20 protein-coding genes are annotated in these 20,595 nt (G+C 73.2%); 8 read left to right on the top strand and 12 right to left on the bottom strand.

Annotation, left to right across the window (positions count from 1 at the left end):
• A complete protein-coding gene (locus MUY22_RS36230; protein ID WP_247051674.1) occupies window positions 1–2,919 on the bottom strand; it encodes an AAA family ATPase in 2,919 nt (972 codons plus the stop codon).
• 268 nt (window positions 2,920–3,187) lie between these two features.
• Between MUY22_RS36230 and MUY22_RS36225 the strand changes: the two genes are divergently transcribed.
• Both MUY22_RS36225 and MUY22_RS36220 read left to right on the top strand, forming a co-directional pair.
• On the top strand, window positions 3,188–3,820 hold the full coding sequence (locus tag MUY22_RS36225; protein WP_247051673.1) for a DUF742 domain-containing protein: 633 nt from the start codon (window positions 3,188–3,190) through the stop codon (window positions 3,818–3,820).
• Window positions 3,821–3,872: 52 nt separating this feature from the next.
• Window positions 3,873–4,538 (top strand): class I SAM-dependent methyltransferase, encoded by a 666-nt coding sequence (locus MUY22_RS36220; RefSeq protein ID WP_247051672.1) that lies wholly within the window; start codon window positions 3,873–3,875, stop codon window positions 4,536–4,538.
• 74 nt (window positions 4,539–4,612) lie between these two features.
• Here the strand turns inward: MUY22_RS36220 and MUY22_RS36215 are convergent, their stop codons facing one another.
• The 7 genes from MUY22_RS36215 to MUY22_RS36185 form a co-directional block, all read right to left on the bottom strand.
• A complete protein-coding gene (locus MUY22_RS36215; RefSeq protein WP_247064286.1) occupies window positions 4,613–5,683 on the bottom strand; it encodes an HAD family hydrolase in 1,071 nt (356 codons plus the stop codon).
• Window positions 5,684–5,709: 26 nt separating this feature from the next.
• The gene (locus MUY22_RS36210; protein ID WP_247051671.1) at window positions 5,710–6,831 is read right to left on the bottom strand and encodes an acyl-CoA dehydrogenase family protein; all 1,122 of its coding nucleotides are present in this window, start codon (window positions 6,829–6,831) and stop codon (window positions 5,710–5,712) included.
• The gene (locus MUY22_RS36205; protein WP_247051670.1) at window positions 6,824–7,099 is read right to left on the bottom strand and encodes an acyl carrier protein; all 276 of its coding nucleotides are present in this window, start codon (window positions 7,097–7,099) and stop codon (window positions 6,824–6,826) included. The genes MUY22_RS36210 and MUY22_RS36205 overlap by 8 nt, the downstream gene beginning before the upstream one ends.
• Window positions 7,096–7,926 carry a 3-hydroxyacyl-CoA dehydrogenase family protein gene (locus tag MUY22_RS36200; protein WP_371827706.1) on the bottom strand — a complete coding sequence of 277 codons (831 nt, stop codon included), beginning with the start codon at window positions 7,924–7,926 and terminating at the stop codon, window positions 7,096–7,098. The genes MUY22_RS36205 and MUY22_RS36200 overlap by 4 nt, the downstream gene beginning before the upstream one ends.
• Before the next feature lie 206 nt (window positions 7,927–8,132).
• Window positions 8,133–8,381, bottom strand: a complete 249-nt coding sequence (locus tag MUY22_RS36195; RefSeq protein ID WP_247051668.1) for a hypothetical protein — start codon at window positions 8,379–8,381, stop codon at window positions 8,133–8,135.
• 248 nt (window positions 8,382–8,629) lie between these two features.
• Window positions 8,630–11,407: a LuxR family transcriptional regulator gene (locus MUY22_RS36190; RefSeq protein ID WP_247051667.1), complete on the bottom strand. Its 2,778-nt coding sequence runs from the start codon at window positions 11,405–11,407 to the stop codon at window positions 8,630–8,632.
• 48 nt (window positions 11,408–11,455) lie between these two features.
• Window positions 11,456–11,722, bottom strand: coding sequence for a hypothetical protein (locus MUY22_RS36185; RefSeq protein ID WP_247051666.1), 267 nt, complete (start codon window positions 11,720–11,722; stop codon window positions 11,456–11,458).
• A gap of 187 nt (window positions 11,723–11,909) precedes the next feature.
• On the opposite strand from MUY22_RS36185, the gene MUY22_RS36180 reads away from it, so the two are divergent.
• Together MUY22_RS36180 and MUY22_RS36175 are read left to right on the top strand one after the other, a co-directional pair.
• Window positions 11,910–12,707 (top strand): thioesterase II family protein, encoded by a 798-nt coding sequence (locus tag MUY22_RS36180; protein WP_247051665.1) that lies wholly within the window; start codon window positions 11,910–11,912, stop codon window positions 12,705–12,707.
• 43 nt (window positions 12,708–12,750) lie between these two features.
• Entirely contained in the window at window positions 12,751–13,512 is a 762-nt protein-coding gene (locus tag MUY22_RS36175; protein ID WP_247051664.1) for a DeoR/GlpR family DNA-binding transcription regulator, read from the top strand.
• A gap of 7 nt (window positions 13,513–13,519) precedes the next feature.
• Here MUY22_RS36175 and MUY22_RS36170 read toward each other — a convergent pair whose 3' ends face one another.
• A complete protein-coding gene (locus tag MUY22_RS36170) occupies window positions 13,520–14,680 on the bottom strand; it encodes a cytochrome P450 (RefSeq protein WP_247051663.1) in 1,161 nt (386 codons plus the stop codon).
• Between the two features lie 149 nt (window positions 14,681–14,829).
• Between MUY22_RS36170 and MUY22_RS36165 the strand changes: the two genes are divergently transcribed.
• From MUY22_RS36165 to MUY22_RS36150, 4 genes are all read left to right on the top strand, one after another.
• Window positions 14,830–15,090, top strand: coding sequence for a hypothetical protein (locus MUY22_RS36165; RefSeq protein WP_247051662.1), 261 nt, complete (start codon window positions 14,830–14,832; stop codon window positions 15,088–15,090).
• A gap of 50 nt (window positions 15,091–15,140) precedes the next feature.
• On the top strand, window positions 15,141–16,961 hold the full coding sequence (gene glmS, locus MUY22_RS36160) for a glutamine--fructose-6-phosphate transaminase (isomerizing) (protein ID WP_247051661.1): 1,821 nt from the start codon (window positions 15,141–15,143) through the stop codon (window positions 16,959–16,961).
• Between the two features lie 96 nt (window positions 16,962–17,057).
• The gene (locus MUY22_RS36155) at window positions 17,058–17,915 is read left to right on the top strand and encodes an NAD-dependent epimerase/dehydratase family protein (RefSeq protein WP_247051660.1); all 858 of its coding nucleotides are present in this window, start codon (window positions 17,058–17,060) and stop codon (window positions 17,913–17,915) included.
• Window positions 17,916–18,012: 97 nt separating this feature from the next.
• On the top strand, window positions 18,013–18,204 hold the full coding sequence (locus MUY22_RS36150) for a hypothetical protein (protein WP_247051659.1): 192 nt from the start codon (window positions 18,013–18,015) through the stop codon (window positions 18,202–18,204).
• Between the two features lie 18 nt (window positions 18,205–18,222).
• Here the strand turns inward: MUY22_RS36150 and MUY22_RS36145 are convergent, their stop codons facing one another.
• Genes MUY22_RS36145 through MUY22_RS36135 form a run of 3 tightly spaced genes read right to left on the bottom strand, consistent with a single transcriptional unit; the run spans window position 18,223 to window position 20,577 of the window.
• Window positions 18,223–18,909 carry an HAD family hydrolase gene (locus tag MUY22_RS36145; RefSeq protein ID WP_247051658.1) on the bottom strand — a complete coding sequence of 229 codons (687 nt, stop codon included), beginning with the start codon at window positions 18,907–18,909 and terminating at the stop codon, window positions 18,223–18,225.
• 4 nt (window positions 18,910–18,913) lie between these two features.
• Complete coding sequence (locus MUY22_RS36140) at window positions 18,914–19,789, bottom strand: LysR family transcriptional regulator (protein WP_247051657.1); 876 nt, start codon at window positions 19,787–19,789, stop codon at window positions 18,914–18,916.
• Between the two features lie 35 nt (window positions 19,790–19,824).
• Window positions 19,825–20,577, bottom strand: a complete 753-nt coding sequence (locus tag MUY22_RS36135) for an alpha/beta fold hydrolase (protein ID WP_247051656.1) — start codon at window positions 20,575–20,577, stop codon at window positions 19,825–19,827.
• Window positions 20,578–20,595: the final 18 nt, after the last annotated feature.

Genomic DNA, 20,595 nt, shown 5'->3' with positions numbered 1-20,595 from the left:
TCAACTCGCCGCGGAATCGGGGCTCATGAGCTCGGTCAGCTGGCGCCGCCCGGTCACCGTCAGCTTCCGGTAGATCCGGGTGAGCCGGAGTTCGACGAGCCGGCCGCTCAACCGCAGCGACCGCGCGATCTCCGAGTTCGAATGGCCCGCGGCGGCGAGCGCCGCGATGCTGGCCTCCTCTTCGGACAGTGAGCCGACGGGGTCGCCCGCCACCGGCTCGACGGTGGCCGTGCCGGTGCTGCGGGTCAGCCGGCCGGTCACGTCGCGGATCTTGGCCACGAGGCCGGCGGGCAGCAGCAGCGGGCGGATCGTGGAAACCCGGCCCAGCAGCGCCGCCGCCTCCACCGGATCGCCGTCGTCGAGGCAGGCGCCGGCCAGATCGGTCACCGCGGTGAGGAACTGGACCCGCAGCGGCGATCCCTCCAGCAGGGCGACCGCCTCTTCCAGCCGGGCCCGGGTTTCGGCACCGCCGAAGACCTCCGCCAGGTACAGGTTCGCCGTGCCCCGGCCGCTCGGCGCGCCCCAGTTCTCCGCGCGTGCCAACGCTTCCCGCGCGATCTCCGCGGCCGCGGCGGGCTCGCCGAGCCGGGCCAGCGCGATCGCCACGCCGGTGCGCCACGGCAGGTCGACGGGGTTGCCTTCGCGCCGGGCGCGGGTGCCGCGGCCGGCCGCGCGGAAGTCTTCGAGTGCCGCCGCCGGGTCGCCGCCCGCAAGGCGCACCGCGCCCCGCTGCACGAGGAAGTACGCGGCGGCCATGCCGTCTTCGGCGCCGGCGGGAAGCGGGTCGGCGACGGCCTTTTCGGCCTCGTCCAGCCGCAGGCCGGCCAGGGCGAACTCGGCCCGCACGGCCAGCAGCCGCGAAACCGAGCGCGGGTGCCAGGCCGCTTCCGGCAGCCGGGTTTCCGCCGCCTCGATGTCGGCCTCGGCCTGGCCGAGGTTGCCGCGCCGCAGTTCGCAGCGGGCCCGCATCAGCAGCGCGTTGGCCGCGGCCGCCCGGGCGCCGACGCGGGTGGCGTCCTGCAGCACGTCGGTCAGGCCCAGCACGGCTTCGGTGAGGTCGTCGGTGCAGAACAGCACCCAGGCGGCCTGGATCCGCAGGCTGGACGGCAGTTTCCCGGACCGCGGCGCGAGCGCCAGCCGGGCCAGTTCGCGGGCCCGGTCGAACTCGCGGCCCCGGCCGGCGAGCTCCGACGCGATCGTCGCGGCGCGCGCCGCGTCGGGCGGACCGGGCTGCGCCGCGGGCGCCCCGAACACCGGCGTCGGCACCACCGGGCCGGCCACGGAGTCCTCCTGCGCCAGCCAGCCGAGCGCGGCGAGCGCCGACGTGCCGGCGTCGAACGCGCTGCGCCGCCGCCAGGTCGCCGCGATCGCGCGGTGCGCGGTGCGGGTGTCGCCCCGCGAGAGCAGGTGGTCGGCCGCGTCGAGCAGGACGGCGCCGGAGACCTCGGGCCCGGCGTCGAGCAGCACCCGCTGCAGCCGCAGGTCGCTCAGCTCGGGCTGGTCGGCGACCTCCGCCAAGGCCAGGCCCAGCATCAGCTTCCGGCGTTCGGCCTGGCTGACCGGTTCGCGCAGCGCCCGCGTCAGCAGCCGCGCCGCGCCGTGCCGGTCGCCGACCGCGCGGCGCTGCTCGGCGGCGCGCCGCAGGGTGGCGACCGCCCAGGTCGTGCCGATCGGCCGGATCGTGGTCAGCAGCTCGGCGAGCTGGTCGTCCGGCACCGCCGCGCGGTAGGCGAGCTCGGCCGCGCGGGTCGCGAGGGCGGCGCGCTCGGCGGAGTTCAGGGTGCCCAGTGCGGCGTCCGCGGTGACGTCGTCGGCGACCTTCGGCTCCGCGCCGCCGAACACGAGACCGAACCCGCTGAGCATGCGCAGGGCGACTTCGGCCGAGCCGGTGAGCGGGCCGGCCAGGGTCGTCACGAGCTCGAAGTCGAGCAGGCCGCGGCAGATCGCGATGGCCCGCAGCAGGTGCAGGGCGTCGGCCGGCAGGGCGGCGATCGAGACGGCGAGGTCGGCGTCGCGCAGGTCGGCCAGGTGCGCGATGACCGCGGGCAGGCGCTCGGCGACCGGCTCGAGCCCGGCGGCGGACAGCCGTTCGAGGACCGGGGCCACCAGTGCCGGCTTGCCGCCGGTGGCCAGGTGCAGCCCGGCGGCGAACCGCGCGTCCGGGCGGGTGCCCGGGAAGCGGTCCGCGACCAGCTGGCGCAGGCCGTCTTCGGTCAGCGGGCGGACGACGACGGTGTCCACCCCGTCGGCCCGCACGGCGAGCGGCCGGTGACCGGCCTGCATGACGGCGCGGACCAGCAGGATCGGCGCCTGCTGCAGGCGGTGTTCCATGGCCTCGAGCCAGGCCCGCGAGCCCGGGTCGGACCACTGCGAGTCGTCGACGGCGATCAGGAGCGGGCCCTGGCTCGCGACCCCCACGAAGTCCCCGCACAACGTCGGGATGGTCCGCTCGGTCTGCGTCCGGCCGCAGGTGCGCGTGCCGCTGTCCAGCCGGCAGCCGGCGCCCGCGATGTCCGCGGAGAGCTGGTTGATCACGCCGCGGTGGACGGTGGACTCGGCGGGCGTGCAGCGGGCGAACGCCGTGATCATCCCGGCGACGCGCGCTTCGCGGACGGCCGCGGCGAGCAACGCGCTGCTGCCCGCGCCACGCGGGCCGACGACGACCACCCGGCCCGACCGGCCGGCGACCGCGCCGCGGATCCCGCGGCGCAGCACGGCGATCTCGTCTTCGCGTTCGACCAGGCGGACGTTCCCGGCGCGGCGGGCGCGGCGTTCGAACTCGCCCCGCCACGGGAGGGTCAGCACCGACGGTGCCGCGGGGCCGTCACCACCGGCTGGGCGATCCCGGTCGGCGGGCGTCGCGACATGGCGGACGAGCGCGTCCGCCATCGCCGGTTCGGCCCTACCTGGTCCGGGCAACACCATCACCCTCCGACCCACACAGCGGCTCGTCGCCGCCGCTCACCCATCGTTGCGTCGAGCGACTTGGCCTCCCAGCGTAGGACGCAGAATGTTGGTTTAACAAGCCCAACGCCTTCGTTTTGTCTGTACTTGGGCCTCGTGGACAACGCACTACCCACGAAGTCCCAGGAAAACCCACGTCTCTGGCGGTGATACTTGACAGGCCTGACCGCCCGGTGGCCAGGCTGTGCGCCGCGCCGCACACGGACTTTACGGGGCCAGAAACATGAATAAGAATCGTAAACGCCGCCCCAGCAAGATCGAATACCACCCGCTGTCCTTCGGCGGCTGGGGTGAGTACGAGCTGTGGGTCGAACATGGGTTCACACCCAAACCCAAGTCCGAGCCGGCCGCCGCGAGCCCGGAATCGGGCACGAACGGGGCCGAAGCGGGCACGGCGGCCACGGCCGTGCTCGCCGGACCACCCGAAACACCCGCCGTCAAGCCGTCCGAACCGCCCGAGCCGTCCTGGCCGGCGGCCGAGAGCCCCGCCCGCGAGCCGCTCGGCATGCGCGAGCCGCCCCGCCCGCGGCCCTACGTCCGCGGCACCCGCCCGCCGCGGCCGGGTCCGCGCCACCCCCTGCTGCCCGAGGTCATGCTGACCACGACCGGGCGGCACCGGACCACCACCGGCCTCGACCCCGACCTCGTGGCCGTCTGCCGGATGTGCCAGATCCCGACGTCGGTGGCCGAGGTCGCCGCCTACCTCATGCGGCCGCTCGACGTCACCCGCCCGCTCGTCCTGCAGGGCATCCGCGACGGCCTGCTGCTCGCGCGCGGGACCGACCTCGGACGCACCGACCGCCCACCGCTCGAGCTGCTGCACCGCGTCCACGAGGGCCTGCTGCGGCTCGGCTGAGCGGCCCGACTTACTAGACAGTTCCAGGTAGCCGCGCCCCTACGCTCACGCCATGGCGAGCCAACTACTGGCGTCCTCCGACGTGCTCACGTACGTGAGCGACCATTCCCGTGCCGAGGACGAGATCCTGCGCGAGTTGCGAGAAGAAACGGCGTCGCTGCCGATGGGTGCGGCGATGCAGGTGTCCGCCGAGGAGGGCCAGCTGCTCGCGCTGCTGGTCAAGCTCACGCGGGCGCGGACGGTGGTGGAGGTCGGCACCTTCACCGGCTACAGCTCACTCTGCATGGCCCGGGCGCTGCCCGACCGCGGCCTGCTGATCACCTGCGACGTCACCGACCGCTGGCCGGCGTTCGGCCGGCCCTACTGGAAGCGGGCCGGTGTCGACGACCGGATCGACCTGCGGATCGCCCCGGCGACCGCGGTGCTCGACTCGCTCTTCGCCGAATACGGCCCGGGCTCGATCGACCTGGTCTTCATCGACGCCGACAAGGCGGGTTACGCCGCCTACTACGAGGCCGCCCTGATGCTGCTGGCACCGGACGGGCTCGTCGTCGTCGACAACACCCTGTTCTTCGGCCGGGTCACCGACCCGGACGCCCAGGACCCCGACACGGTGGCCATCCGCGAGTTCAACCGCTTCGTGCGGGACGACCCGCGCGTGGAGATGTCGCTGCTGCCGGTCGCCGACGGCATCACCCTCATCCGCAAGACGAGCTGAACCCCGACCACACGAAAACCGAAGGCCGCCGCGGGATTCCCGCGGCGGCCTTCGGTTTTGTCTTGCTACGGCGCTCAGTGCACGCTGATCGCCTCGGTGAGGTCGGGGGCCACCAGGGCCACCGTCGTCGGCTCCTCCTGCGGCACCGGCTCGAGGTGCAGGCGCTGCAGGCCGTCCAGGCCCGGGTCGGCGAGCACCGCCTGGCACGCGCACGCCTCGTCGGCGAACCCGGTGAAGCGGTAGGCGATCTCCATCATCCGGTTGCGGTCGGTCGGCCGGAAGTCGGCCACCAGGTGCGCGTCGGCGGTGGCGGCCTGGTTGATCAGCCAGCGCAGGATGATCGAGCCGGCCCCGAAGGACACGACCCGGCAGGACGTGGCCAGCAGCTTCAGGTGCCAGACCTCGGACCCGGTCTCCAGCAGCAGCACGCCGACGGCGCCGTGCGGGCCGAAGCGGTCCTGCATGCTCACCACGAGCACCCGGTGCCCGGGGTCGTCGATCAGAGCGCTCAGCGCCTCGTGGGAGTAGTGGACGCCGGTCGCGTTCATCTGGCTCGTGCGCCGGGTCAGCTCCTCGACGCGCGTCAGCTCGGAGTCGGTCGCCGGGCTGATCGTCATCTTCAGTTCCAGCGACCGCAGGAAGTCCTCGTCCGGACCGGTGAAGCCGGCCTGCGCCTCCTGGCGGCGGAACGACGCCTGGTACATCTGGCGACGGCGGCGCGAGTCGACGGTGACCGTCGCCGGGCTGAACTCCGGCAGGCCGGCCAGCTCCAGCACCTGCTCGGCGCGGTAGGTCCGCACCTGCGGGAGGTGGAAGGTCACCTCGGCGAGCTCGGCCTCCTGGTCGTCGACGAAGGCGATGGTGTCGAGGGCGAACTTCAGCTCGTCCGCGATCGACCGGATGGACTCCGACTTCGGGTTCCAGCCGATCCGCGGCAGCACGAAGTACTCCGCGAGACCCAGCGCCTCGAGCCGCGCCCAGGCGTGGTCGTGGTCGTTCTTGCTCGCGACGGTCTGCAGGATGCCGCGCGCGTCCAGGGTCCGCACGAGCTCCCGGATCGGCTCGGGGATCTCGACCGAGCCGTCCTCCAGCAGTGTCCCGTTCCACAGCGTGTTGTCGAGGTCCCACACGAGACACTTGACCATTTGCGTGCTTGCCACCGGACTCCTCCTTAACCGCCGCTGTTCGCGAGGACACGCGTGTGCCCCGCCAGGATCAGCTGGCAGATTTCGTTGCTGCCCTCGATGAGTTCCATGAGCTTCGCGTCGCGGTGCGCGCGGGCGACCACGTGGCCGTCCTGCGCGGCGGCCGAGGCCAGCACCTGCACCGCCGCCGCGGCACCGCGTGCCGCGCTCGTCGAGCTGACGTACTTCGCCAGCACGGTCGAGACCACCATCTCCGGGGAGCGCTGGTCCCACGCCCGGCTGGCGTGCTCGCACACCCGGGTCGCGGCCTGCTCGTCGGCGAACAGGTCGGCGAGATGACGGGCCACCAGCTGGCGGTCGGCCAGCGGGATCCCGCCCTGGTGCCGCTTGCCCGCGTGGTCACCGGCCGCCGTCAGGCAGGCCCGCAGGATGCCGACGCACCCCCAGGCGACCGAGATCCGGCCGTACGCCAGCGCCGTCGTGACCAGCATGGACAGGTCGACGCCGCCCCCGCCCAGCAGGGCGGAGCGCGGCAGCCGGACGTTGTCGAGCCGCACGGTCGAGTGGCCCGCGGCCCGGCACCCGCTCGGGTACGGGATGCGGTCGATCGACACGCCTTCCGCGCGCGCCGGGACGACCACCGCCGCGCCCAGGCCGTCGAGCTCGCCGACGACGACGAGCAGGTCGGCGTAGGCCGCCGCGGTGATCCAGACCTTCTCACCGCTGATGACGATGTCGTCGCCGTCGGTGCGGACGGTCGTCGCGACCGAGGAGAGGTCGCTGCCCGCGGCGGGTTCGCTGAACGCGACCGCGGCCAGGTCACCCGACGTCAGGCGCCCGAGGTACCGGGCCCGCTGGGCCCGGTCCCCGAACCGCTGGATCGTCCACGCCGCCATGCCCTGCGACGTCATCACGCTGCGCAGCGAGCTGCACAACGCGCCGGCGTGCGCGGTGAAGTGTCCACTGTGGAGACTGCCGGCGCCGAGGCCGCCGAAGTCGGCGGGCACCTCGGCGCACAGCAGGCCACGGGCACCGAGACCGCGCAGCATGTCGACGGGCAGCAGGCCCTCGACGTCCCAGCCGGCCGCCCGGTCGGCGACCAGCGCGGTCAGCTCGGCGGCGGCGCCGGCGAGCGGGTCCTCACTCATCGAGCAGGCGCCGGACGAGTGCGGACATGCCGTCGACGGTGCGGAAGTTGTCCAGCTTCAGGTCCGGGCCGACGATCGCGATGCCGTAGGTCTGCTCGAGGAACACGACCAGCTCCATGGCGAACATCGAGGACACCAGCCCGGTGCGGAACAGGTCCTGGTCCGAGGGGACCTCCTGGTTGATGCGGCCGGCCAGGAAGTCCTTGATCTGCTGGGCGACGACCTCCGGCGTCCGCGCCGGGGTTTCGGTGGTGGAGACGTCGTTCACTGGAACACCTTCCCGTACTCGTAGAACCCTCGTCCGGACTTCCGGCCGAGGTGGCCTTCGGCCACTTTGGACTCCAGCAGCGCGCACGGCAGGTGCCGCGGGTCGCCGGTGCGTTCGGACAGCAGCCGCAGCGCGTCGGCCAGGTTGTCCAGGCCGATCAGGTCCGCGGTGCGCAACGGGCCCGTCGGGTGGCCGAGGCAGCCCTGCATGAGCTCGTCGACCGACTCGACCGACGCGGTGCCCTCTTCGACCAGCCGCGCCGCGTCGTTGATCTGCGGGTGCAGCAGCCGGCTCGTGACGAACCCCGGGGAGTCGTTCACGACGATCGGACGCCGCTTCAGCCGCTCCAGCAGCGCGAGGACTCCGGCGAGCGTGTCGCTCCCGGTCCGCGGACCGCGCACCACCTCGACGGTCTGGATGAGGTACGTCGGGTTCATGAAGTGCGTCGCGAGCAGGTCCTCCGGGCGCTCGACCGCGTCGGCGAGCTCGTCGACCGGGATGCCGGAGGTGTTGGTGATCAACGGGGTCCGCGGGGCGACGAGCCCCGCGATCCTGGCCAGTACGTCGGCTTTGCTCGACGCGTCTTCGATGATCGCTTCGACGACGGCCGTGGCGCCCTTGGCCGCGGTCAGGTCCGTCGTCGCCGTCAGCTCGCCCGGTTCGACGTCGGGGAACGCGCCCATCAGGCGGCCATGCCGCAGCTGCTGGTCCACCCTCCGCCGCGCCAGGGCCAGTGCTTCTTCGCCGGCTTCGACCAGTGTGACCGGAACACCGTGTCCCAGTGCCATCGCCGTGATGGCCGATCCCATCACGCCGCCACCGATCACGGCCGGGTGATCCTGCGTTTGTCCGCCCACCACCGCGCCTCCACAATCCTCGGGACATTCCCTCGTGCGTTGGGAGGGTCTGTCACGGAGGCGTGGGTGGTCAACGAGCCGCGGTCAACTCTAGGGTTTTTCCGCCGGACACGGCGGTTTCCGCGTGGAGAGCCGACTATCCATTCAGAACTGAAACCATTGCCGGCGGGGCGTGGTCAGGACTCCAGCACGCCGATCGCGGCCAGGTCACCCATCCACGCGCGGATGGAGTCGGCCAGCTCGTTCGGTTCGAGGTCGCATTCGGGGGCGAGGGTCAGCGCCGCTTCGCCGGGGTCCCAGTCGTGCTGGGCCAACGCGATCCACATGGCCGCGCCGATGCCCTGCGCGAGGACCCGCTGCTCACCGGAGGGCAGCGACATCTCGAGCACGCCGGCGTCGTCCACGACCACCGCCAGTCCCGCCACCGGCCGCATTCCGCTCCCCGTTTTCTCCCGCGTCGGATCCCCGCGGATCCCCCTGCCGGATCCCATCGTCAGCGCCCTCGAACGACTTCCCCTCGAACGCTATCACCGCAGGTCGGGAACAGACCAGGACGTTTGTCACCTATTGTGGTTCCCGGTCGGTGGGACACCCGCGCATTCTCGCACGCGTTTACGCGGAGCGGATGGGAATACCCCCACCGCACGCGGAGCCGATTATTCCCCGCTGTCCGTCAGGACAATTCGGGACCGGCCAGTGCGGGCTCCGGCGCGAGCAGGCCCCGCGAGAAGCTTTCCTGCAGGTGAGCGCGGCCGTTGACGCCGAGCTTGCGGTACACGCTCGTCAGGTGGATTTCCACCGTCCGCAGGGCCAGCAGGAGCCGGTCCGCGATCTCCCGGTTGGTGGCGCCGGTCGCGGCCAGGTCCCCGACCCGCCGCTCCCCCACCGTCAGCACGTCGGTGACGTTGCCGGTCACGGCGTAGTTCCGCCCGCCCGACGCCGTCACGCCGGCCCGGGCCCGGTCCGCCCGGCCCCAGAACCCCGCACGCACCGAGAGGTCCACGGCGGCCCGGAAGTGCTTGCGGGCGCCGGGGTGGTCGCCCGCGTCCAGGAGCGCCTGCCCCAGCAGGATCTCCGCCTCCGTCCGGTACCAGGACGCCGGTGTGCCGGCCAGCACCTCGGCGGCCGCGGCCAGCCGGTCGACGGCCGTGCCGCCATCGGCGGTGAGGCCGCGGCCCAGCAGGGCCAGGCCCCGCGCGGACGCCGTTCCCCAGCTCCGGGCCAGGTCTTCCCCCTGGTCGACGAGCTCGATCGCCTCGGTCCGCCGGCCGAGCCGGACGAGCACCCGGGCGGCGTCCAGCCACCACGGCGCGAAGACCGGGTTGCGCACGTCCTCCTCCCGCAGGAGCCGGCCGCAGCGCAGGAGGTGACCGAGCGCGGTTTCGGCGTCGTCGCCCAGTTCGCACAGCCGGGCCCGGGCCAGCAGCAGGTGCGGCAGCCGGAGGACCGCGGTGTCCGGGCCCTCCCGTTCGGCCCGGGCGAGCGCGTGTTCCGCGCCGCCGACGTCCCCCTGGCGCAGCAGGATCTGCGCCTGGGAGACCAGCGGCGCCCCGGCGAGCTCCGGGCGGCCGTCGCCGTCGGCGAGCCGGACGGCGGCGGTCGCGTCGGACAGGGCCCCGGCGAGGTCGCCGGCCCCGCACATGAGCCAGGACCGCGCGGTCAGGGCCGTGATCGCGGCCCAGCCGGCTTCGTCGCGCGGCGCGTCCGGTTCGACGTCGTCGAGCGCGCCGGTCGCCTCGTCGACCTCGTCGGCGAGGTAGAGGACGTAGGCGGCCAGCGAACCGGACCAGAGCACCGCGGGTTCCGGCCGGTCCAGGGCCCGGCGCGCGCAGGACACGGCGGTCTCGCGGTCGGTGCCCGCCAGCATGTGGGCCACCGAGGCCAGGGCCAGCACGCTCGTCTCGGCGGGCGTCTGGCCGCCCAGGCCGGACATCCCGGCGAGCCGGCCGTCGAGGAGACCGAGGGTCCCCGGCTGTGCGAAGGCCACCACGAGCAGCGTGGCCTCGAGCTCGGTGCGCAGGCCGCGGCCGTCGTCGGCCGCGGTGCCGGCCGGCTCCGCGTCGAGCTCGGCCAGAGCGGTGGTCAGCAGCCGGGTCGCCTCACCCGGCTCGCGGGCCGTCAGCGCGGCCTTGGCCAGCTGCAGGGAGATCCGGGCCCGGCTGCGGGTGTCCCCGGCCAGCACCGACGTCCCGGCGAGCGTCGCGTACGCGGCCAGCGGGTCGCGCACGCCGACCACGCGGGCGAACTCGATCCGGGTCGGCACGTCCTCGGGGCGGTCGGCGACCAGCACGCCGAGGAAGCGCGCCGCGTCGGTGTGCCGGCCGGCCCGCTCCGCGACGCGCGCGGCCTCGGCGAGCACGTCCCGCATCCACTGTTCGGGCAGCCGCCGCCGGCCGAGCAGGTGCGTGCCGACGTCCTCCGCGGGCCGGCCGCGGTCGTTGAGCAGGCGGGCCGCGGTCAGCCGCGACGCCGTCAGCCGCCGTTCGGACACCCCGGCCAGGACGCCGGCCCGCGCCTCGGCGGAGGTGAACCCGTGGCCGGCGGGGCCGAGGACGTGTTCGGCGGCCAGCACCCGGACGGCGTCGCCGACCAGGGGTTCGGGCACGCCGCTGAGCAGGGCGACCAGTTCGACGTCGGTCCGGTCCAGCACGGCGGCGGCCTCGGCGACGCGGCCGACGTACGCGGGGCGGCCCGCGAGGATCCGCTCCACGAGACGGGCGTGGGCGCCCGGGGCGAGCAGCCTTGCGCGCGCGGCACCGCGGTGGTCCGGCTCGAAGCCTTCGGCACGCAGCGTCCGGCACACCTGGCCCAGCAGCGACGGGTTTCCCCCGGTCAGCTCGGTGAGGTCGGCGGCGAAGCCGGGCTCCGGCCGGATCGGCCAGAGCTCGGTGACCACCTCTTCGACGGCCGCCTCGCCGAACCCGGCCAGGTCGATCGTCGCGACGTCACCCGGTGGCAGCGCCAGCGGCGGCCAGACGGGCAGGTCGGCCGGCCGCTGCGCGACCACCAGCAGCACCGGCAGTTCGGCCGCGCGGTGCAGCTGGTGGGCCAGCACCCGCAGCGAAGCCTCGTCGCAGCTGTGGAAGTCGTCGAGCAGGAGCACGGCCGGCCGGGTGGCGGTGACCTCGGCCAGCCACCGGCCCAGCCGCCGCGACACGAGCGCGACCGGCGTGCCGTCACCGCTCGCACCGCCGGGAAGCAGTTCCTCGACGGCGCGTTCGGCGTTCGCGCGGCCGGGACGGCGGCACGTGCCGCGCAGGACCGTCGCGCGGTCCTCGACCTGCTCCGCGAACGCGTCCAGCACCGTGGTCTTGCCGGTGCCCGCGGCGCCGCGGACGCGCACGAGCGTGGCCGCGCCGGCGCGCGCGTTGGCGAACGCCGAGCTCAGGATCTCCAGCTCACGCCGGCGCCCGGTCGTCCGCGCCGTGGTCCCGCTCGCCACACCGGGCATCCCGCACCTGCTTCCCGCACCGTCGAGGGTCAGCGTTTCGAAGTCAGCTCACTGGTGCCGGCGGCCGCCGAGCCCTTCGTCGTCCGCGCCGTGCCACATGTCCAGCCGGTAGGGCGTGTCGGGCACGACGATCCGCTCGATGCCCTCGCACGCGGCGGCGGCCGGCAGCTCACCGAGGCCGGCGTCGATCCAGTCGAGGTCGCTCAGCAACCGGCGCATCGAGTGCGTGTCACCGTGGATCCGGTGCAGGGACTGGACGGCCCGGCGCAGCTCGGTGGCCTTGCGCCGGGCGAGGGCGAGCGCGTCACCGGTCATCGGAGCTCCTCTCGGGGCGGTCGGGCGCGGCCGGGGAAACGGCCGTACGCGCAGGCTAGGCGGGCCCTGACCCGGAAAACCGCAGATCTCGCGCGTTCCGTCGCGGGTGACCGGCAACACTAAGGTTTCCGTTGCGGCGGCCTGGGTTTACTGGTGACCCGTAAGCACGCCGAAAGGAACACGCCTCGTGAACATCGCGGACAACGCCACGACGCCGTGGATCCGCCGCTACCACCAGGCGGCCGAAGCACGGACCCGGCTGGTGTGCTTCCCGCACGCCGGCGGTTCCGCCAGCTACTTCCACCCGGTCTCCGCCCGGTTCGCACCGGACGTCGACGTCGTTTCCCTGCAGTACCCCGGCCGCCAGGACCGCCGTCGCGAACCGTGCGTCGACACCATCACCGACCTGGCCGACCTGGTGACCACGGAACTGCTGGCCCTGTCGGCGAAACCGACGGTGTTCTTCGGCCACAGCATGGGTGCCGTGCTGGCCTTCGAAGTCGCGCTGCGGCTGGCGGACCGCGGCGCGCCGGGGCCCGGCGCGCTGATCGCGTCCGGCCGCCGCGGTCCCTCGACCCACCGCGACGAACGGATCCACGAACGCGACGACGACGGGATCATCGCGGAGGTCAAGGAGCTCAACAAGCAGGACCTGACCGTGCTCGGCGGCGACGAGATCCTCCGCATGGCCCTGCCGGCCATCCGGAACGACTACCGCGCGATCGAGACCTACACCTGCGCTCCCGGCCGCCGCGTCCCGTGCCCGCTCACCGCCCTGATCGGCGCCGACGACCCCAAGGTCACCGCCGAGGAGGCGGAAAACTGGCGCGAGCACACCGACGGCGCGTTCCGGCTGGAGGTTTTCCCCGGCGGCCACTTCTTCCTCGCGCGTCACCAGGGGGCCGTCAACGGCGAGATCCAGCGGGAACTGCGGGCCCTGGCCACCGAGACCCCGGCGTTGCTTTCCGGACGTGATTCAACATAAACTCACATCGCCGGCAACACACACCGACATGGAGGGGGCGGCGATGTACGCGGAGGAGCGTCAGCAAATGATCCTCGAGCGTGCACGTACGCGGGGCAGAGTCGACGTCGCCGAGCTGGCGGGCGAGTTCACCGTCACCACCGAAACCATCCGCCGCGACCTCACCACGCTGGAGCGGCACGGATCGCTCCGCCGCGTGCACGGCGGGGCGATCCCCATCGAGCGGCTGGGTTTCGAGCCGGCGTTCACCACGCGGGAAAGCGTGATGACGGCGGAGAAGAAGCGCATCGGCAAGGCGGCGCTGGCGGAACTGCCGTCGGAGGGCGCGATCCTGCTCGACGCCGGCACGACCACCGCGCACCTGGCCGAGGCCCTGCCGATCGACTGCAACCTCACGGTCGTCACGAACTCCGTCAACATCGCGCTGTCGCTGTCCAAGCGCCCCAACCTGACGGTCATGCTGGTCGGCGGCCGGCTGCGGGCCCGCACGCTCGCGTCGGTGGACGCCTGGGCCCTGCACGCGCTGAGCGAGACGTTCGTCGAAGTGGCGTTCATGGCGACCAACGGCCTGTCGGTCGAGCGCGGCCTGACCACCCCGGACCCGGCCGAGGCGATGGTCAAGCGCGCCTCGATCGCCGGTGCCCGCCGCGTGGTCCTGCTCGCCGATCACACGAAGGTCGGCAATGACCACTTCGCGCGTTTCGCCGAACTGTCCGAAGTGGACACCTTCATCACCGACGGTGGCATCGACTCCACCGTGGCGGCGGAGATCGAGCGCGAAGGCGTCAACGTCCTGACCGCCTGAGGCCGCCCTACCACCGCGCCGGCAGCTCGTACAGTCCGAAGAGGACACCGTCGTGCTTGAAGTTCAGCTCGTCGGCCGGCACCGCCAGGCGCAGCCGCGGGATCCGGGCGAACAGCGTCGTCAGCGCGACCTCCATCTCGAGGCGCGCCAGGTTCTGGCCGATGCACTGGTGGATGCCGTACCCGAAGGCGACGTGGCTGCGCGCGGACCGCGCCGGGCAGAACTCGCCCGGGTCGTCGAACACCGTGCCGTCGTGGCCGGCCGCCAGCCCGAGCGGCGCGACGCCCTCGCCGCGGCGGATCAGCTGGCCCGAGATCTCGAGGTCCTCGGTGGCGACGCGGAGGCTGACGACGTCGGAGATCGAGTAGAACCGCAGCAGCTCCTCGACGACCCCCTCGTGCCCGATCCACTGTGGATTCTCCAGCAGCGTGACCACGCCGAGGGACAGCATGTTCGCCGTCGTCTCGTGGCCGGCGACCAGCAGCAGCATCGCGACGCCGCGCAGCTCGTCGTCGTCCAGCGCGGCGCCGGCCAGCAGCCGGCTGATCAGGTCCTCCCCCGGCTCCGCCCGCTTCGCGGCGATGAGCTCGGTGAGGTAGGTGTTGATCTCGCCCAGCGCGACCTCGCGCTGGCGCGCCGTCGAGGCCAGGCTGACCAGGACGCGGGTGCGGGACTCGAAGTGCTCGTGGTCCCCGTACGGCACGCCCAGCAGCTGGCAGATGACCAGCGAGGGCAGCACGAGGCAGAAGGCGGACACGAGGTCGGCGGCGTTGCCGGCGGCGAGCATCGCGTCGATCCGGTCGTCGACGACCTGCTGGATGCCCGGTCGCAGCTCCCGCACCTTGCGGACGGTGAACTCCGGGATCAGCAGCTTCCGGTACCGCGTGTGCTCCGGCGCGTCCATCGCGACGAACCACCCGGGGACCGCTTCGGGTGCCCCGCCGGTGGCCGGGAAGCCGGGCAGCGCCGGGTTGGAGCTGAGCCGCGGGTCGGTCAGCGCGGCCCGGACGTCCTCGTGCCGGGTCACGAGCCAGACCAGGTTCCCGCCCGGCAGCATGGTCCGGCACAGCCCGGGCCTCCCGCGCAGCGCGGCGTAGCCGTCGGGCGGGGAGGTCTGGCCGGGCGCGCGCCGGGGGAAGCTCACCACGCCGGATTCCGTGCTCACCATGCGGATTGTTGTACCGCCCGGCTGCCCTCCAGGGCTGCTGCGACGGCGGAAGTCTGCAAGAACCCCTAGTCCCGCCCAACCGAGCCCATTCTTGCCCGATATCGGGCAAGAATTTGGTGTTCGTGACGTCGCCGTGCATGATGAGCGCCATGGAAGACGCCTCACTCATCGACCAGGTCGCGCTGTCCACGGGCCTGTCGCCCGCGGTGGCCGGGCGCGTGGTCGAGGACGTGCTGGCGTTCTACCGGGAGACCGCCGAGCGGTACGTCCGGCGCCGGCACGCGGAGCTGCAGACCGAGGGGAAGAAGAACCCCGAGATCTTCCCGCTGCTCGCCGGCGAGCTGGACGGCAGGCTCGTCGCGCCGCCCACCCTGTCCGAGCGGCAGCTGCGCCGCATCGTCTACGGCTGACCGGGCCCGCCCCGGTCCCCCGTCCCCTGCTCCAGTGAGGTCATCCCGGCATGTGCGGAATCGTCGGATACATCGGCACCCAGAACGCGGCCCCGATCCTGCTCGAAGGGCTCACCCGCCTCGAGTACCGCGGCTACGACTCGGCCGGGATCGCCGTGCTCGGCACCGGCGGCCAGAGCGTGCACCGGATCACCGGCCGCGTCCGCAACCTGGCCGCCGCGCTGCCCAAGCGGCTGGCCGGCAAGGCCGGCATCGGGCACACGCGCTGGGCGACCCACGGCGGGCCGACCGAGGCCAACGCCCACCCGCACGTCTCCGAAGACGGCCGGATCGCCGTGGTGCACAACGGGATCATCGACAACGCCGACGCGCTGCGCGAGCAGCTCACCCGCGCCGGCGTCACGCTCGCCTCCGACACCGACACCGAGGTGCTCGCCCACCTGATCGCCCGCTCGGCGGCCGAGACCCTGGAGGACGCGGTCGTCGAAGCCGTCTCCCGGATCTCCGGCACGTACGCGATCGCCGTCACCGACGCGAGCCGCCCGGACCGCGTCGTCGTGGCGCGCAACGGGTCCCCGCTGATCGTCGGCGTCGGCGACAAGGAGATGTTCGTGGCCAGCGACCTGGCCGCGCTCGTCCGCCACACCTCCAGTGTCGTGCACCTCGCCGACGGCGAGTTCGCCAGCGTCACGGCCAAGGGGTACCGCACGTTCACCGTCGAGGAGGCCGACACCGGCCGCCCGCCGACGGCGATCGACATCGAGGCCGACGACCTCGACCTCGGCGAGCACAGCCACTACATGTACAAGGAGATCCAGGAGCAGCCCGAGTCGGTGGAGCGGATGATCCGCGGCCGCCTCGACGAGCGCTTCGGCGTCTCCCGCCTGGACGGGCTGAACCTGACGCCGCGGGAGCTGCGCGGGTTCGCGCGGGTGAAGATCCTCGGCTGCGGGTCGGCCTACTACGTCGGGCAGATCGGCGCGACGATGATCGAGGAGCTGGCCCGGATCCCGGCCGACGCCGAGGCCGCGTCGGAGTTCCGCTACCGCAACCCGATCATCGAGGCGGACACCCTCTACATCGCGGTCAGCCAGTCCGGTGAGACGGTCGACACCGCGTTCGCCGTCGAAGAGGTCAAGCGCAAGGGCGGCCGGGTCATCGGGCTGGTGAACGTGGTCGGCTCGGCGATCGCGCGCGCCTGCGACGGCGGGCTGTACCTGCACGCCGGGCCGGAGGTCGCGGTCGCGTCCACGAAGGCGCTGACGAACATGGCCGTCGGGTTCGCGATGCTGGCGCTGGCGCTGGGCCGCGTCCGGGACCTGTCCAACGCGTCCGGGCAGCGGATCGTCGCGGCGATCCGCGCGCTGCCGGACCAGATCCGGGCGGTGCTCGCCGAGGAGAAGCTGATCGAGGAGCACGCCCGCGCCTGCGCCGACGCGAAGAGCCTGTTCTTCGTCGGCCGCGTCCGCGGCTTCCCGGTGGCGCGCGAAGGGGCCCAGAAGTTCAAGGAGGTCTCCTACCGGCACGCCGAGGCGTACCAGACCTCGGAGCTCAAGCACGGCCCGCTGGCGCTGATCGACGCGTCGGTCCCGACGGTCGCGATCGTGCCGGCGGACGAGCTCGCCGAGCGCAACCTCGGTGCGCTGCAGCAGATCCGGGCCCGCTCGGGGCCGGTGCTGGCCGTCACGCACGAGGACGTCGACTTCGGCGCGCTGGACGTCCCGCGCCTGGTGGTGCCGCGGACCGAGCCGGAGCTGGACCCGATCCTGCTGACCATCCCGCTGCAGCTGCTGGCGTACCACGCGGCGCTGGCGCTGGGCCACGACATCGACAAGCCGCGGAACCTGGCGAAGTCCGTCACCGTGGAGTGATGCCCCGCGGGTATCACAGCGGCCGGAAAGGGTCTTGGACGCGGGCGCGGATCGGGCCGAGAGTCGGCGGGGAACCACGACGAAAGGTCCCTTGCGATGAAGGTCTTCCTCACCGGCGGCTCCGGCTACGTCGGCCGCCCCACGATCCGGGCCCTGATCCGGCACGGCCACGAGGTGAGCGCACTCGCCCGCAGCGACGCCGCCGCCCGGACGGTCACCGACCTGGGTGCTCACCCGGTGCCCGGCACCTTGACGGACACGGCCGTCCTGCGCGAAGCGGCCGCGTCCGCCGACGGCGTCATCCACCTGGGCCAGCACTACGGCGACGACACGGCCGCCGTCGATGACGCGGCGGCGTCGGCGATGCAGGACGGCCTGGGCGACCGGGGCGCCTACGTGCACACGGGCGGCGTCTGGGTGTACGGCGACACGGCCGGCGTCGTCACCGAAGACGCGCCACAGAACCCACCGCGCATCACGGCGTGGCGGCGGGCGAACGAAGAGCGCGTCCTGTCCCGAGGCGGCCGCCCAGTCCTGGTGATGCCGGGCCTGGTCTACGGCCACGGCGGCGGCCTGGCCGAGACGTTCTTCGCCGCCCCGGCCCGCGAACACGGCGCGGTCCCGGTGATCGGCGACGGTCACAACCACTGGGCGCTGGTGCACGCGGACGACATCGCGGAGCTGTACGCACTGGCCCTGGAAGCGCCCGCGAAGTCGGTGTACGCGGGCGTGAGCGGCGAGAACGTCCGCCTGGCGGACATCGCCACGGCCCTCAGCGGAGCGGCAGGCTGCCCCGGCCGCTTCGAACAGCTCACCCTCGCGGAGGCCGAGGACCGGATGGGCCCGATCGCGGAGGCGTTCGCCCTGGACCAGCAGCTGACGCCGGACCGTGCCCGCTCCGAGCTGGGCTGGGCACCGTCCCACCTGGACGCGCTGTCGGACTTGCGCGGGTAAGGGGCCGGCGCGGCGGAAAGGTGCGTGATCACCCGATGCCGCGCCGCCTCCCTCAGGCCGATCCTCGAAGCAGGAACCAACGGCCGAGAGGAACGCCATGCGAGGCGACTGGATCTACGACTGGGTACAGGTGGAGATGGCCTACCGCACGGGCGGGACCGAACGGCGAGCGCCGGTTCGCCGCACCACCCCGTCCCGCCCGTGGACGGCGCTGCGGTCGGCGTTGTTCGCCGTACCGAAGCAGACGGGGGCACGGCCACGCCGGCTGGCGTTGCCCGAGGGGAAGTGACGCCCGCCGGCCTGACCGTCAGCCCATCCGGTGAACCCGCTCCGCGGTCTCCAGGAGCCCGGTCAGCCCCGGCAGCACGGCGTCCGCGACGGCCGGATCCCGCGGGTCGCCGTGCCGGTTGATCCAGACGCGCCGGATCCCCAGCTCCTGCGCCGGAACCATGTCATGGAAGTGGCTCTGTGCCACGTGCACCCAGTTCTCCCGGCTCGCGTCAAAACTCGAGGCGAACCGCTCGAAGTGCCCGTGCCCCGGCTTGTACCCGCCGACGTCTTCCGCGGTCACGACGGCGTCGATCGGCACCGCCAGCCGCCGCTCGGTCTCCGCGATCAGGTCCCGGTCGCAGTTGGTCAGCAACGCCAGACGCCAGCCGGCCGCACGCAGGTCCGCGAGCGCGGCCCGGGTGTCGGGGAACACCGGCCAGTACGGGAGACCCGTGCCGAGCATGGAAGCGTCGTCCGGCAGCAAGTCCAACCCGGCTTCGGCGGCCGTGCGCCGCAGGGACTCCGCCAGCACCTCCCGGTAGCGCCGGACGGGGACCTCCGCCTGGACGCGCGGTTCGATCCGGTTGTAGACCTCGAGCAGGTCGCCGCCGCGGCCCGGGAACAGCAGCTCGATCCCGGTCGTGATGCCGTGCCGCCAGTCCACCAGCGTGCCGAAGCAGTCGAACGTCGCCCAGCGGATCATCAGGCTCAGCCTCTCCGTCACCCGGTCAGTCGGTCGGCCGGTCGAACCACGACGCCGCGATCTCGGCGAACTCGAAGATCACCCGCGACCGGCGGGCGGCCACCCACGCCAGGCACACCTCGTTCGGTGGCAGGTCCGAGACCGGCACGTGCGCGACGTCCGGGCGGGTGTAGTACTCCGACGTCGAGAGCGGCACGACGGCGATCCCCGTCCCCGCCGCGACGTGCTCCAGCTTCTCCTCCACGCTCCGGAACCCGCGAAAGGGCAGAGCCGTACCGTCCCGCAGCTCGACCGCGACCTCCCGCCACTCCGGCACCGCGCCCGGGTCGTTGAGCAGGGGCTCACCGGCCAGGTCGGCGACCGTCACCGACTCCTTGCCGGCCAACCGGTGGCCGGCGCGCAGTACCGCGACCCGCGGCTCCCGGAACAGCGGCCGCAGCGTCAGGCCGCGCGGGTCCACCGGCAGCCGGACGACGCTGACGTCCGCGCGGCCGTCGTGCAGCACCTCGATCTGGTCGTCCCACGTCGTGCGCACCAGGCCGACGTCCAGGGCCGGGTGCCGTGCGGTCAACTCGCGTACCGCACCCGTCACCGTGATCCCCGGCATGAACCCGATCGTGAACGCCGACGTCCCCCGCGCGGCCAGCGCGACCCGGCGCCGCAGGGCGTCGGCCGCGGCCAAGAGGGGGCGCGCGTCCTCCAGCAGCTGACGGCCGGCCTCGGTCAGCTCGGTGGATCGCCTGTCCCGTAGGAAGACCTGCGCTCGTAGCTCCGACTCGAGCGCGCGGATCTGCCGGGACAGCACCGGCTGTGCGATGTGCAGCCGTTCCGCGGCCCGGCCGAAGTGCAGCTCTTCGGCGACCGCCACGAAGTACCGCAGCTTCCGCAGATCGACGTCCACCAGCGGCCTCCCGTCCCGGTGAGACCTCCAGGGTATTAGACGTGCGCGTCCAGGAAGCGCCGCAGGTGCGGGTTCACCTCGTCGGGGTGGGTGTAGCTCAGGAAGTGCGCCCCGTCCTCGACGACGACCAACGACCCGTCAGGCAGCGCCGACGCCAGTTCCGAAGCCCGGTCCACCGGGTACGCCAGGTCCGCCGTGCCGTGCAGGACCAGGACCGGGCACGCGATCTCCCCCGCCCGGTCCAGCACGGCGTCGCGGTCGACGAGGGCCGTCATCCCGAACGTCAGCTGGTCCGCCGCAACCGACGCCCAGCGCCGCTTCCACTCCCCCACCTCCGCCGGGCCGAAGCAGATCGTCGCGACGCCGTCGAGGACCTCCGGCGGGGCGCCGCCCGAGACCCAGGCGTCCAGGACGGCCCGGTAGCCCGCCGCCACCGCCGGGTCCTCCGCCGCGGCCGAGGTGCCGAGCACCGCCAGCGCACGAACCCGGGCCGGCGCCAGCAGCGCCATCCGCAACGCGACGAACCCGCCCTGGCTCGTGCCGACCACCGCCGCGGACGGGACGCCCAGGTGGTCCAGCACGGCCAGGACGTCGCGAGCCACGTCCCAGTAGTCGAACGGGCCCGAAGCGGGCGTGCCACCGTGGGCGCGCTCGTCGACCGTGATGCAGCGGAAGCCCTTCAGGGCCGGCAGCTGCACGGCGAACATGCGGCGGTCCATCAGGAAGCTGTGCAGCAGCACGACCGCCGGGCCCGGGCCGCCGTGATCCGTGAAGGCGGGGAGCGTCATCGATCCTCCGGAGGGGGA

The sequence above is a fragment of the Amycolatopsis sp. WQ 127309 genome, from assembly GCF_023023025.1.
Classification (GTDB): domain Bacteria; phylum Actinomycetota; class Actinomycetes; order Mycobacteriales; family Pseudonocardiaceae; genus Amycolatopsis.
This window is presented reverse-complemented; position numbering and strand designations above follow the sequence as displayed.